We start from the raw sequence: 13,988 nt of genomic DNA, 5'->3' as shown, positions 1-13,988 counted from the left end.
CGGGGTCAGAGGTCGGTGTGCCCGAGGAGCATCCGGACCTCGCCCGCGGTGATGACCGACCCGGTGGCGACGACACCGCCGCCCATGCCGTCGGACTCGGCGATCGTCACGGCCTGCTCGAGCGCGTCCGGCAGGTCGCGGACCACCGTCACCCGGGACTCGCCGAAGAGCTCCACGGCGAGCGCTCCGAGAGCCTCGGGCCGCATCGCGCGCGGCGACGAGCTGCGGGTGACGACGATGTGGTCGAGGGCGGGCTCGAGCACCTCGAGCATCCCGGCGGCGTCCTTGTCGGCGACGATGCCGACGAGCCCGACGAGACGGGTGAAGGAGAACGCCTCCCCGAGAGCCGCCACGAGCGAGCGGGCGCCGTGCGGGTTGTGGGCCGCGTCGACGAGGACGGTCGGCGACCGCCGGACGATCTCGAGCCGCCCCGGGGAGGTCATGCCCGCGACGGCAGCGGTCAGCACCTCGGGCTCGATGCGCTGGTCGCCGCCCCCGAGGAAGGACTCCACGGCCGCGACCGCGGTGGCGAGGTTGCTCGCCTGGTGCGCACCGTGGAGCGGGAGGAAGAGGTCGGCGTACTCCCCCGCGAGCCCACGGATCGACACCTGCTGGCCGCCGATCGCGACCTCTCGTGCGAGGACGCCGAAGTCGTTGCCCTCGAAGACGATCCGGGCACCACCGACCTCCTCGACGCGGTCGACCAGGACGCGCGCGACGTCCTCGTCCTGCACGCCGGAGACGGTGACGGAGTCGGCCTTGATGATGCCGCTCTTCTCCTCGGCGATGGACACGACGTCGTCACCGAGCAGGTGGGTGTGGTCGAGGTCGACGGGGGTGACGACGGCGACCTGGGCGTCGATGACGTTGGTGGCGTCCCAGGAGCCACCGAGACCGACCTCGATGATCGCGACGTCGACCGGGGCGTCGGCGAACGCGGCGTAGGCGAGGGCGACGAGCACCTCGAAGAAGTTCATCCGGCGGCCGCCGGACTCGAGCGACCGGGCATCGACGAGCTCGATGAGTGGCGCGACCTCGTCGTAGGCGGCGATGAACTTCTCGCGCGGGATCGGCTTGCCCGACAAGGTGATCCGCTCACGGATGTCGTGCAGGTGCGGCGACGTGAAGCGTCCGGTGGACAGCCCGGTCTCGCGCAGGATCGAGTCGATCATGCGGCTCGTCGACGTCTTGCCGTTCGTGCCGGTGAGGTGGATCGTCGGGTAGGTGCGCTGCGGGTCGCCGGCGAGCTCCATGACCGCGCGGATGCGGTCGAGCGACGGACCGATGTCGTTCTCGGGCGCTCGGGCGAGGATCTCCTCCTCGATCTCGCGCATCCGCTTCATTTCCTCGAGGTTGCGCGCGGCCTCGACGGCGGCGGCGTCCGGGCGGCCGTTCATGCCGGCTCCCCCGTGCCCAGCTCGCGGACCATCCACACGCTCTCGGGCAGGCCCGATCCGGGTGTCTCACGGTGCGTCTCGACGAAGCCGTGCCGCGTGTAGAAGCGCGCCGCCTGCTGGTTGCCCTCGAGGTAGGACAAGGTGATGCGCGGGTGCTCGCTCTCCAGGGCGCGGGCGACGACGGCGTCCATGAGACGCGAGCCGATGCCGTGACCGTGGTGGCCGGGGAGGACGTAGAGCTTCCACAGCACGAACGACTCGTCCTGGGATCCGAAGGTCGCCACTCCGACGACCTCGTCACCCTTCACGGCGACGAGGGTGCGGCCCTTGCGGATCGAGTCGGTGACGACGTCGCTCGTCCACCACTTGGCCAGTCCCATGGCGACGTACTCGGGCCCGGCGATCGGCTCGTAGGTCGCGAGCCAGGTCCGGTGACCGACGGACAGCACGCCCGCCAGGTCGTCGCCCACGGCCCCCCGCACGACGACGCCGTCGGCCGGTCGCCCGTCCGTGCGGGTGTCGTGGTCGGTCGGGTCGGGGTCGGGGGTCGTGCTCACGTCGGCGCCCTCCAGCTCGTCCTCGCGGTTCGCGGCGATCATCGCTTGACCACGAGGATCGTCGCCGGGTGGTTGTCGCCGAGGACGACGTCGGTCGGTGTGCCCGGCAGCCCGTCGGGCAGCGCGTGGTCGGGTCCGGCCGCGGCGAACTGCGTCGCGAGCGTCTCCCCGACGATGAGGTCGCGGTGGGTCACCGTGGCCTCGAACACCTCGGCGCCGCCCTGGACCGTCAGGCTGATGCGGTCGCTGACGTGCAGGCCGGTGTCGCGACGGGCCTGCTGGACCGCGCGGACGAGGTCACGGGCCAGGCCCTCGGAGGCCAGCTCGGAGGTGACGGTCGTGTCGAGCACGACGAAGCCGCCCGAGGGGAGCATCGCCGTGGCACCCGCGTCGGCGTCACCGGCGACGACGGTCTCGAGGGCGTACTCGCCCTCGACGAGCGCGAGCCCGCCGGACGTGACCGTGCCGTCGGCGTCGACGCTCCAGTCGCCCGACTTGCTGCCCTTGATGGCGCGCTGGACGTCCTTGCCCAGGCGCGGTCCGGCCGCGCGGGCGTTGACGGTCAGGCGCTGGCTGACGCCGAAGTCGGCCTCGCTCGCCGTCGCGACGTCGACGAAGGTCAGCGCCTTGACGTTGAGCTCGTCCTGGATGATCGCCCGGAACGGCTCCAGCGCGGCCGGGTCGGCCGCGACGACGGTCAGCTCGGCGAGGGGCAGGCGCGCGCGCAGGCCCCGGGCCTTGCGCAGGCTCGAGCCGGTCGAGCAGATCTCCCGCGCCCGGTCCATCGCGACGACGAGCTCGTGGTCGGCCGGGAGGTCGTCGACCGTCGGGTAGTCGGTGAGGTGCACCGAGCGCTCGCCCGTCAGGCCGCGCCAGATCTCCTCGGTCACGAGCGGCAGCAGGGGCGCCGTGGCACGCGTGACCGTCTCGAGCGCGGTCCACAGGGTGTCGAAGGCCGCGAGCGACTCGTCGGTCTCCCCGCCCCAGAAGCGGTCGCGGGAGCGGCGGATGTACCAGTTGGTCAGCACGTCGAGGAAGGCGCGCATCGTGTCGCACGCAGCGGCGATCTCGTAGGCGTCGAGCTGCTCGGTCATGTCGCCGACGAACTCGCGCAGCTTGGCGAGCAGGTAGCGGTCGAGCACGTCGGACGAGGTCGTCGAGCGCTTCGCCTCGTAGCCCTCACCGCCGCGCGCCGTGTTGGCGTAGAGCGAGAAGAACGACCACGCGTTCCACAGCGGGATCATGACCTGGCGCACGCCGTCGCGGATGCCCTGCTCGGTGACGACGAGGTTGCCGCCGCGCAGGATCGGGCTGCTCATGAGGAACCAGCGCATGGCGTCGGCGCCGTCGCGGTCGAAGACCTCGCGGACGTCGGGGTAGTTGCGCAGCGACTTGCTCATCTTCTGGCCGTCGGACCCGAGGACGATGCCGTGGCTGACACACGTCTTGAAGGCGGGCCGGTCGAAGAGCGCCGTGGCGAGGATGTGCAGGGTGTAGAACCACCCGCGCGTCTGGCCGATGTACTCGACGATGAAGTCACCCGGGAAGTGGTGCTCGAACCAGTCGGCGTTCTCGAACGGGTAGTGCACCTGGGCGAAGCTCATCGAGCCGGAGTCGAACCAGACGTCGAGGACGTCCTCGACGCGGCGCATGGTCGACCGCCCCGACGGGTCGTCGGGGTTCGGACGCGTCAGGCTGTCGATGAAGGGCCGGTGCAGGTCGGTGACCTCGACGCCGAAGTCGCGCTCCAGCTCCTCGAACGAGCCGTAGACGTCGAGGCGCGGGAACTCCGGGTTGTCGGACTTCCACACGGGGATCGGGCTGCCCCAGAAGCGGTTTCGCGAGATGGACCAGTCGCGCGCGTTGGCGAGCCACTTGCCGAACTGGCCGTCCTTGATGTGGGAGGGCGTCCACTCGATCTCCTGGTTGAGCTCGAGCATCCGCTCCTTGATCTTCGTGACCTCGACGAACCACGACGAGACCGCCATGTAGATGAGGGGCTCGCGGCAGCGCCAGCAGTGCGGGTAGCTGTGGTCGTAGGTCTCGCGGCGCAGCAGCACCGTGCCGGCCGTCACCGAGCCGGTCTCGCCCTCGCCGCGGGTCGCCGCCTTGAGGTGGTCGATGATGTGGGCGTTGGCGTCGAAGACGTGCATGCCCTCGTAGTCGGTGACGGGCCAGAGGAACCGGCCGTCGGCGCCGACGGGCACGACCGGCTCGATGCCGGCCGCGTCGGTGACGATCTTGTCCTCCTCACCGAAGGCGCCGGCGGTGTGGACGAGGCCCGTGCCGTCCTCGGTGGTGACGAAGTCGGCCGGGAAGACGCGGTGGGCGCGCTCGTGCCCCTCGTAGTAGGAGAACGGCGGCGTGAACGAGCGGCCGAGCAGGTCGCGGCCCGTGAGCCGCTCGACGACGCGCTCCTCGAGGGCGCCCAGGTCGACGTCGGCCCCGAAGAGGTCCTTGGCGTAGGCCGCGAGGCGGGCCGCGCCGATGACGTAGCGCTCGGTCGTGCCCGTCACGTCGGACTCGACGACGACGTAGTCGATGTCGGGGCCGACCATGATGCCGAGGTTGGCGGGCAGGGTCCACGGCGTCGTCGTCCACACGAGGGCGAGCTCGCCGGTCTCGAGCCGCAGGCCGATGGTGACGGCGGGGTCCTGGCGCATCTTGTAGACGTCGTCGTCCATGCGCAGCTCGTGGTTGGACAGCGGCGTCTGGTCGTTCCAGCAGTAGGGCAGGACGCGGAAGCCTTCGTAGACCAGGCCCTTGTCGTGCAGCTGCTTGAAGGCCCAGATGACCGACTCCATGTAGGAGGGTTCGAGCGTCTTGTAGTCGTGGTCGAAGTCGACCCAGCGCGCCTGGCGCGTCACGTAGTCGCGCCACTCGCCGGTGTACTTGAGCACCGAGCTGCGGCAGGCGTCGTTGAACGTGTCGATGCCGAGCTCGACGATGTCCTGCTTCGTCTTGAGGCCGAGCTGGCGCTGCGCCTCGAGCTCGGCGGGCAGGCCGTGGGTGTCCCAGCCGAAGCGGCGCTCGACGCGCTTGCCGCGCATCGTCTGGTAGCGCGGGACGATGTCCTTGACGTAGCCGGTGAGCAGGTGGCCGTAGTGCGGCAGACCGTTGGCGAAGGGCGGTCCGTCGTAGAAGACGAACTCGTTGGAGCCGTCGGTGCCGGCGTCGCGGCCCTCGACCGACGCGATGAACGTGCCGTCCTCGTCCCAGTACCTGAGGACCCGCTGCTCGATCTCGGGGAAGCGCGGGTTGGACGGGACACCGCCCGTCGTGGACTGGCCGGCGTCGTCGTTCGTGGTGACCTTGGGATAGGTCATGCTCGTGGTCTCCTGCGTTCGCGTCTGTTGGTCGCTCGTCTCTGCCACGAGGACGACGTCTCCTGCCGGAGGCTGCCGCGGTACCACCCCGCTTGCCGCACGCGCCCGCCCGCCCGGGCTGACCGCATACGACCGCTCTTGTCGAAGGCTGTGACGGGCCCACCCGTCCGGTTCTAGTGGGGGCCACCCGCCGAGGAGGGTGACCCTGTTCTTCCGGAGGCTCGCCGCTGATACACGGCTCCGACGCCTGTGCCGTCCAGTCTAGCCTGTCAGCATGCCCAGCCTGCCCGAGCAGATCGCCCATCGTGAGGTCACCGACCCCGACGTGCGTCGGTCGTACGCGCTCGACGCGACCGTCGCCCTCGCTCCCCCGCCCGACGACTTCGCCGTCGTGCGGGCCCGCGACGTCAGCGACGTCGTGGCCGTGCTCGAGCACGCACAGGCCACCGGCACCGCGGTCGTGCCGCAGGGAGCGCGCACGTCGCGCTCGGGCGGCGCCGTCGCCACCGAGGACTGCATCGTCCTCAACGTCGAGGCGCTCGACGAGATCCACGAGGTCAACGAGCTCGAGGGGTATGCCGTCGTCGGCCCCGGCGTCGTCAACGCCGACCTCAAGCGTGCGGCGGCCGCGGCCGGCCTCTTCTACGGCCCCGACCCCGCCTCGTGGGAGACGTGCACCATCGGCGGCAACATCGCGACGAACGCCGGCGGGCTGTGCTGCGTCAAGTACGGCGTGACGTCCGACTGGGTCAAGGCCCTGCAGGTCGTGCTCCCCGGCGGCGAGGTCATGCGCACCGGTCACCGCACCGCCAAGGGTGTCGCCGGCTACGACCTGACCGGGCTCTTCGTCGGCTCGGAGGGCACCCTCGGCGTCGTCACCGAGGCCGTGGTCCGGCTCGACCCCGCCCCCGACCCCGCCCTGACGGCGCTCGCCGTCTTCGACTCGCTCGACGCGGCCGTGGCCGGCATCGTCGCCCTGCGCCGCGACCCGCACCGCCCGTGCCTGCTCGAGATCATCGACCGCACGAGCGTCCGGGCCATCCAGGCCTTCGGCGACTTCGGCTTCCCCGACGACTGCGCCGCGGTGCTGCTCGTCCAGTCCGACCGCCCGGGCCACGTCGCCGACGACGTCGCGAGGTATGCCGCCCTGCTGGAGTCCGCGGGCGCGACCGACGTCGCGGTCGCCGACGACGCGCAGGAGTCGGAGGCGCTGCTCGCGGGGCGCCGCGTCATGAGCACCGCGTTCGAGGCGATGGGCGGGCGTCTCGCCGAGGACATGTGCGTGCCCATCGGCCGGCTCGCCGAGTTCGTCCGCGGCATCGAGGCCATCTCGGAGCGCCGGTCGGTGCTCATCCCGGTGAGTGGCCACGGCGGCGACGGCAACCTGCACCCCTCGATCGTCTTCGCCCACGACGACCCCGACAGCCTGGCGCGCGCGTGGGAGGCCTTCGACGACCTCATCCGGCTCGGGCTCTCGCTCGACGGCACCATCACGGGCGAGCACGGCATCGGCTCGGTCAAGGTGCCGTGGCTCGGTCTCGAGCTCGGGGACGCCGAGCTCGACCGGCAGCGCCGCCTCAAGGCCGTCTTCGACCCGCTCGGGATCATGAACCCCGGCAAGGTCTTCCCCGTCGCACCCCGTTGACCTGTCGGGTGCGGTTGGTCCCCGGCACCTGGTGCCGGGGATCCACCGCACTCCCGGGTTAGCGTGGGTGATGGGCATCCGCGGCGCCGGTCTCGTTGCAGCCGTCGCACTGGCGGCGGCAGCCTGCACGGGCGGGTCGCCGGCCGGCCACAGCGTCTCGACGACGCCGTCCTCGACGGCCTCCTCGCCCGTCTCTCCCTCCTCGACCTCCTCGGCTGCAGCCACGGCGACTCGTCCGGCCGCACCGGCTCCGGCGACGTCTGCTCCCCCGCCACGCGCGGACCCCTTCGACGTCGACAGGGTGCTGGGCGGCATACGTGCTCTGGCGTCGCTCGGACCGCGCGACGCGGCGAGCCCGGCGAGCGACCGGGCGGCCGCCTACGTCGCCGGGCGGTTGCGCGCGGCGGGCTACCGCGTCACCCTCCAGCCCGTCGCGGTGCCCGCCGGGGTCTCGTGGGGGGTCCGGGTCCCGGCCGGCACGACGGTGAACGTCGTCGCCGACCCGCCCGGCTTCGACCCGACGGCGCCGCACGTCGTCGTCGGGGCGCACCTCGACACCGTGCCCCAGTCACCCGGAGCCGAGGACAACGCCTCCGGCCTCATGGTCATGGCCGAGGTTGCCAGGATGACGCGCCAGCAGTCCGGCGCCCTCCCCGTGCGGTTCGTGGCGTTCGGCGCGGAGGAGGCACGCGGCGGCAACGGCACGGTGTATGCGTTCGGCTCGCGGCACCTCGTCCGCTCGCTCGGTGCGGCGGAGCGTCGCGCCGTGCGTGGCATGGTCGCCCTCGACCGCGTCGGCGTCCGGGCGGCAGCGGTGCCGGTGTGCCACGTCGCGGGCGCCGACGCCTCGCTCGCGCAGGCGATCCGTCGCGCGGCGGGCGCCGCCGCGCCGACCAGGGGGTGTGTCAACAGGGCGAGCGACCACGTGTCGTTCGAGAAGGCCGGCATCCCCGCCGCCCGGCTCGGCAGCGTGCCTTACGCGGCCTACCACTCGGCCGGCGACGTGCCCTCCGTCGTCGACCGGAGTCAGCTCGCACGATCCGGCGCCGTCCTCTGGGCCTGGATCCGCTCGCTGCGCTGAGCCCGACGCGCCGCGGATGGACCGCGCCCGGGGTCGGCGCACGCGTTTGGCAGGATGACGTCATGACCGAAGTGGACACGACGGGTACGTGGCTGAGCCGCGAGGACCTCGACAACGCCCGTGACCGACTGCCGATCCTCTACGTCCACGCGATCCCGGTCCGCGTCGACGACCGTGGCGTCGTCACCCACGTGGGCCTGCTGCTCCGCGCCGACAGCGACGGCGGGATCGGCCAGGAGGTCGTCGGCGGTCGCGTGCTCTACCACGAGCGCATCCGCGACGCCCTGACGCGGCACGTCGAGAGCGACCTCGGTCCGATGGCGCTCCCCCGCATCCCGTTGTCGCCGCAGCCGTTCACGGTCGCCGAGTTCTTCCCGACGCCCGGCGTCACGCCCTTCCACGACCCGCGACAGCATGCGGTGTCCCTGGCCTTCGTCGTCGCCGTCATGGGCGACTGCCGGCCGCAGCAGGACGCCCTCGACCTGTCGTGGGTGACTCCTGAGGAGGCCGCGTCGCTCGCCGTCCGCGGCGAGATGCCTGGCTCGCACGGAGTCCTCGTCCGACAGGCCCTCGCCCACGTGGGTTTCCCCGTCTAAAGACGCCTAATTCGCGAGATCACCTGAAACGCAAGACAGTTCACGACTTGCGTTTGGACTTCGCACCTATTTCGGACGGCTTGCGGCGAACGCCGGTGTGATGCCGGGCACAGGCCTACCGTCGGGAGTTGGGTAGCCACCAACGTCGAGGATCTCGACACCGGCTGCCTCATGAAGTACTCGGGGGCCGAGGCAGCAGGCGCCTTCAGCGACTGGGGCGGCACCCCCCGCACCGTTGTGATGCGGGACTTCCGCCACATCTGGAGAACTTCATGATGGGTTCACTGATCACCACTCGGGGGAGGTCCGGATCAGGACCAGCTTCACGCTCCGCGCGACGGCGTCGCCTTCTCGCCGCCGTTGCCATCGTCGCGCTGCCGATCGGCATCGTCACCGCCAGCACCGCCGTCGCGGCCAACATCGCCCTGCCGGGCAGCAACTTCGAGATCGACGAGGACGCCAACCTCAAGCTCGACAGCGCGGCTCCCAAGATCGACTGGGCCACGGTCACCGAGCAGCGTCAGACCGACGCACCGACCGGCCAGAACGACGACTCCTACAAGGGCGGTGTCAAGGAGGACACCTCCTGTCCTGACGAGGTCACCGGCAGCATCCCCAACAACAAGAGCGACCTGCTGACCTTCCACTTCTGGGAGGAAGAGGGCGTCGGCAGCCACCCCGGCTTCGTCGACATCGCCTGGAGTCGCGTCAGCGACCCGAGCGGCACGACGCTGATGGACTTCGAGTTCAACCAGTCCACGACGAAGTGCAGCCTGGGCCCGAACGTCGTCCGCACCGCGGGTGACCTGCTCATCGAGTACGCCATCGACCAGGGCGGGGCACGCGCCGACATCACCGGACGCACCTGGACCGGGACCGCCTGGAGCGGGCCGGCCGACCTCGACCAGGGCACGACGTGCGGCGGCGGCCCCTGCGCCGTCGGCACGATCAACTCCTCGGTCATCCCGGCCGGTGAGTCCGACGGACTGGGGACGAAGCAGCCGAGGACGTTCGGAGAGGCTCAGATCGACCTGCGCCTGATCTTCGACGGCACGACGTGCAAGTCCTTCGGCTCGGCCATGCTGAAGAGCCGCTCGTCCGACGCGTTCACCTCGCAGCTCAAGGACTTCATCACGCCGATCCCGATCGAGCTGTCGAACTGCGACTCGACCACCGTCACCACCCCGACCTCCGGGGGCAGCCCCATCGGCGCGGGTGGCGTGATCGTGGGCAGCACGGTCCGTGACTCCGCGGTGATCACCGTCACCGGCGCCACGGCCCAGAACCCCGTGGGCACCGTCAAGTTCTTCATCTGCAAGCTGGACGTCGGCCTGTGTGACGCCAGCACGCCCGCGAAGACCGGCACCCAGGTCGGCACACCTCCCGAGGGCGAGGCACTGCCCGGGAACGTCAACCCGGCCACCGTGCTCTCCGACGGCTACGTCGTGAGTGAGGTCGGGCGCTACTGCTTCCGGGCGGAGTACTCCGGCGACGTGACCGCCGGGATCCCGCCCTCGAGCGACTCCAGCGCGACCGAGTGCTTCAACGTCATCTCGGTGGCGTCGTCCGTGTCGACCGCCCAGAGCTGGGTCCCGCGTGACGAGGCGACGATCAGCGCGCCCGGCGGCGGCGCCCTGGCCGGCACCGTGTCGTTCGCGCTCTACGCGTCGAGCGACTGCGCCGTCGGCGGCGACGCTGCGATCTACAGCACCACCCGTGCGGTGGCCGGCACCTCCCCGGTGACGGTCAGGACGGTGGATGCGGCGACACAGCCGGCCGCGCAGACGGCCACCGGGTCGTACTCCTGGTCGGTGGCCTACGACAGCACCAACCCGGCACAGCGCGACATCCCGGCGACCTGCCACGAGACGTCAGCGCTGACGATCACCAACGGCGGGACGGTGACCGGCCCTTGATCATCTGACCGAACGTCACGAGAGGTGGCCCGGCGATCCGTCGCCGGGCCACTGACGTACTCGCCGAATTCCTTGGATGCACAGTGTGATTCGCCTGATGTTTCGCGATTTCGATGCTCTTTTCGCATCTTGGTCAAGGACTAGTCGGACATAAGCCGCCGAGTTCTGTGTTCGCCATCACACCGCCACAAGGGAGTCCTACTTTCGGACGTGGGACGCTGGTTGTACGCGTTTCGGGCGCACGCGATGACGCGGCGCGGGGGGCACGCTTCGCTCTGCTGTGGGCTCGGGACTGACGAGCGACTCCATCCACCCGGATCGGGGGCCGGTCATTCCGGCACACATTGGAGACACAGCATGAATCGTTCATGGATCGTGCCTCGGGGGAAGAACAGCACATCGCCCGGCTCCTCGAGCCCGCGCCGCCGCAAGGGCATCGCCGCCCTGGCCGGCGTGGCTCTGGCTCTGGGTGTCTCGGTCGTCGTGGCACCGATGGCGCGAGCAGCGGACGGACCGTGGAGCATCGACGGGACCGTGGCTGATGCAGGTGCCACGCTCTTGGAGCCACCCGTCGAGCCGTACGGCAACGTCAAGGAGCTCGGGCCGAAGAACGCCAGCACGACGAAGATCGGCGTCATCCACAACGCTTCGACGCCGATGCTCGAGAAGACGAACCCGAACGCCCAGGTGGACCTGAGGCGAGCCTGGATCGGCACCAAGCGCGACGGCGCCAACCAGGACGGCGACGTGTGGCTCTACTTCGCCTGGGAGCGCGACGCGAACAGCGGCAGCGGCTTCATCGCCTATGAGTTCATGCACAAGGCGGCACCGGCAGCCTGTGCGTACACGACCGCGTCCGAGGCGGACCTCATCGCCAGCTGCAACCCGTGGAAGAACCGCGAGGCCGGCGACTTCATGATCCTCTGGGACCAGTCCGGCGGCAGCACGACTCTGTACAAGCGCGTGTGGGCCACGTCCGGAGGCGGCCTCGTTCTCGGCCCCCAGGTGCCACTGACCGCGTCCACATCCCAGGCATCGTTCAGCGGCGACAAGTTCAAGGGTGAGGCGGCGGTGAACCTGACCGCTGAGATCTTCGACCCGAACTCGACGTCGTGCGAGTCCTTCGCGAACACGATTCCCAGCACGGTCACCGGCAACTCGGACACGGCCGACTACAAGGACACCATCCTCCAGCAGGCTCCGCCCATCTCCAACTGTGGAACGCTCATCGTCAAGAAGCTCGTCATCAACGACGACGGTGGAACGAAGATCGCCACAAACTTCTCGTTCCAGGTCAATGCCGGCACGGCAACCTCATTCATCCAGGACGGCACCGACACCCTCAAGGGCAAGAACACCCTCACAGATCTCAAGGGGACCTTCACCGTCACCGAGCCTGCGGTCTCCGGCTACACCACCACCTATCAGGACTGCAGCAACATCGCCGTCGGCGCCGGTGACACGAAGACCTGCACGATCACCAACGACGACCAGCCCGGAACGCTGATCGTGCACAAGGTCGTCACCAACGACAACGGCGGCATCAAGAAGGCGACCGACTTCTCCTTCTCGGTCAACGGTGCCACCGCCGTCGGGTTCACCCAGGACGGCGCCAACGTACTCCTCGGCAAGAACACCCTGACCCCGGTCAACGCCGGCACGTACACCGTCACCGAACCCGCCGTCACCGGCTACACCTCCGACGCGAGCGACTGCGCCAGCGTCGTCGTGACCAACGGCGGCACCGGCGAGTGCACCATCTACAACAACGACCAGGCCGGAACGCTGATCGTGCACAAGGTCGTCACCAACGACAACGGCGGCATCAAGAAGGCGACCGACTTCTCCTTCTCGGTCAACGGTGCCACCGCCGTCGGGTTCACCCAGGACGGCGCCAACGTACTCCTCGGCAAGAACACCCTGACCCCGGTCAACGCCGGCACGTACACCGTCACCGAACCCGCCGTCACCGGCTACACCTCCGACGCGAGCGACTGCGCCAGCGTCGTCGTGACCAACGGCGGCACCGGCGAGTGCACCATCTACAACAACGACCAGGCCGGAACGCTGATCGTGCACAAGGTCGTCACCAACGACAACGGCGGCATCAAGAAGGCGACCGACTTCTCCTTCTCGGTCAACGGTGCCACCGCCGTCGGGTTCACCCAGGACGGCGCCAACGTACTCCTCGGCAAGAACACCCTGACCCCGGTCAACGCCGGCACGTACACCGTCACCGAACCCGCCGTCACCGGCTACACCTCCGACGCGAGCGACTGCGCCAGCGTCGTCGTGACCAACGGCGGCACCGGCGAGTGCACCATCTTCAACAACGACACGAAGGCGTCCCCGACGGGGTCGACCACACAGCGTTGGGTGCTGCGCGACACGTTGAACATCTCTGGCTTGCGGACCGGAGCACCGGATGCAGCTACGTCGGTGACGTTCAAGCTCTACAGCAACGCCACCTGCACGACGCAGGTGGGTTCCAACGAGACCGGCACGTTGACCGGTAGCACTGCCACGACTGTGAACGGTGTCGCCGTCAGCTCGCCCGGGACCTACTACTGGACCGTCGCCTACCCCGGCGACAGCTACAACAACGCCTTCACCACGGCGTGCGGCTCGGAGACCACGACGATCTCCAGGACCGAGTAGTCCTCCACCTGATCGTGGTTCGGCCGACGGGGCGGCCGGACCGCGACGGGACCGTCACCACCACAATCGCACCACGAGATGAGACCGGTTCGGGGCCAGTCCCCGGACCGGTCTCATCACTTCCCGGTCATATGCCGCCACGTCGGCGGGTCGCGTGTCGGGGACGCCGTTCCCGCCTCCACCAGCACGACGCGACCGACCAGGGCCGCGCTCGTGATAGACCCGAGTCGGGGGTTCGGGCACCTCCACCCAGGAAAGAAGCACCATCATGAAGGTCACCAGGTCAGCATTCGTCGCCGTCGTCGCCTTCGTCGCGGCCCTCGTCATGGCCAGCCCGGCCTCCGCGGTCGCCGCGAAGTTCCACAGCGTCGACTCCTCGGTCAGCGGCTCCGGCGCCCTCGTCGTCAGCTTCGACGAGCGCGGTCTCGGCAACGGCGACATCGACTACACCCTCACGGCGGACGCCTCCGCCGTCTACGCGTGCATCAACGGCGGCGGGAAGCACCCCCAGGCCGCCAACAAGGAGACGGAGAACGGTGAGGTCTCCGCCGGCGGCACGTTCGCGTCGAGGAACGGCCGCGTCCAGGCCAGCCTCTCGGCCGGGCCGATCTCGGCGGGTGGCTTCACCTGCCCGAACGGACAGCGCCTCGTCCTCGCCTCCGTCTCCTACTGGAACATCGTCCTGACCGACACGACGAACGGCACGAGCGTCTCCGTGCCCGACACGTCTCGCGTCTTCTTCGCCGTCTGAGTCACCACAGGGAACAGGGGCCCGTCGAGCACCTGCTCGGCGGGTCCCTGTGACTCCACGT

At 69.8% G+C, this 13,988-nt stretch carries 9 protein-coding genes; 6 read left to right on the top strand and 3 right to left on the bottom strand.

Annotation, left to right across the window (positions count from 1 at the left end):
* Positions 1–5: 5 nt before the first annotated feature.
* The 3 genes from ACSQ2D_RS08155 to ileS are packed head-to-tail and all read right to left on the bottom strand — an operon-like array spanning position 6 to position 5,280.
* Positions 6–1,397: a bifunctional folylpolyglutamate synthase/dihydrofolate synthase gene (locus tag ACSQ2D_RS08155; RefSeq protein WP_435985457.1), complete on the bottom strand. Its 1,392-nt coding sequence runs from the start codon at positions 1,395–1,397 to the stop codon at positions 6–8.
* The gene (locus tag ACSQ2D_RS08150; protein ID WP_435985456.1) at positions 1,394–1,996 is read right to left on the bottom strand and encodes a GNAT family N-acetyltransferase; all 603 of its coding nucleotides are present in this window, start codon (positions 1,994–1,996) and stop codon (positions 1,394–1,396) included. Before ACSQ2D_RS08150 ends, ACSQ2D_RS08155 begins: the two co-directional genes overlap by 4 nt.
* The gene (ileS, locus tag ACSQ2D_RS08145) at positions 1,993–5,280 is read right to left on the bottom strand and encodes an isoleucine--tRNA ligase (RefSeq protein ID WP_435985455.1); all 3,288 of its coding nucleotides are present in this window, start codon (positions 5,278–5,280) and stop codon (positions 1,993–1,995) included. The genes ACSQ2D_RS08150 and ileS overlap by 4 nt, the downstream gene beginning before the upstream one ends.
* Positions 5,281–5,554: 274 nt before the next feature.
* On the opposite strand from ileS, the gene ACSQ2D_RS08140 reads away from it, so the two are divergent.
* The 6 genes from ACSQ2D_RS08140 (at position 5,555) to ACSQ2D_RS08115 (ending at position 13,927) form a co-directional block, all read left to right on the top strand.
* Entirely contained in the window at positions 5,555–6,925 is a 1,371-nt protein-coding gene (locus tag ACSQ2D_RS08140; protein ID WP_435985454.1) for an FAD-binding oxidoreductase, read from the top strand.
* A gap of 70 nt (positions 6,926–6,995) precedes the next feature.
* On the top strand, positions 6,996–8,006 hold the full coding sequence (locus ACSQ2D_RS08135) for a M28 family metallopeptidase (protein WP_435985453.1): 1,011 nt from the start codon (positions 6,996–6,998) through the stop codon (positions 8,004–8,006).
* A 62-nt stretch (positions 8,007–8,068) separates the two neighbouring features.
* A complete protein-coding gene (locus ACSQ2D_RS08130; RefSeq protein WP_435985452.1) occupies positions 8,069–8,602 on the top strand; it encodes an NUDIX hydrolase family protein in 534 nt (177 codons plus the stop codon).
* A gap of 272 nt (positions 8,603–8,874) precedes the next feature.
* Complete coding sequence (locus ACSQ2D_RS08125) at positions 8,875–10,518, top strand: hypothetical protein (protein ID WP_435985451.1); 1,644 nt, start codon at positions 8,875–8,877, stop codon at positions 10,516–10,518.
* 357 nt (positions 10,519–10,875) lie between these two features.
* A complete protein-coding gene (locus ACSQ2D_RS08120) occupies positions 10,876–13,176 on the top strand; it encodes a hypothetical protein (RefSeq protein WP_435985450.1) in 2,301 nt (766 codons plus the stop codon).
* 268 nt (positions 13,177–13,444) lie between these two features.
* Positions 13,445–13,927: a hypothetical protein gene (locus ACSQ2D_RS08115; RefSeq protein ID WP_435985449.1), complete on the top strand. Its 483-nt coding sequence runs from the start codon at positions 13,445–13,447 to the stop codon at positions 13,925–13,927.
* Positions 13,928–13,988: the final 61 nt, after the last annotated feature.

It is taken from the genome of Terrabacter sp. LjRoot27 (assembly GCF_964254175.1).
Classification (GTDB): domain Bacteria; phylum Actinomycetota; class Actinomycetes; order Actinomycetales; family Dermatophilaceae; genus Terrabacter.
The sequence above is the reverse complement of the archived record's forward strand: the minus strand, read 5'-3'. Positions and strand labels throughout refer to the sequence as shown.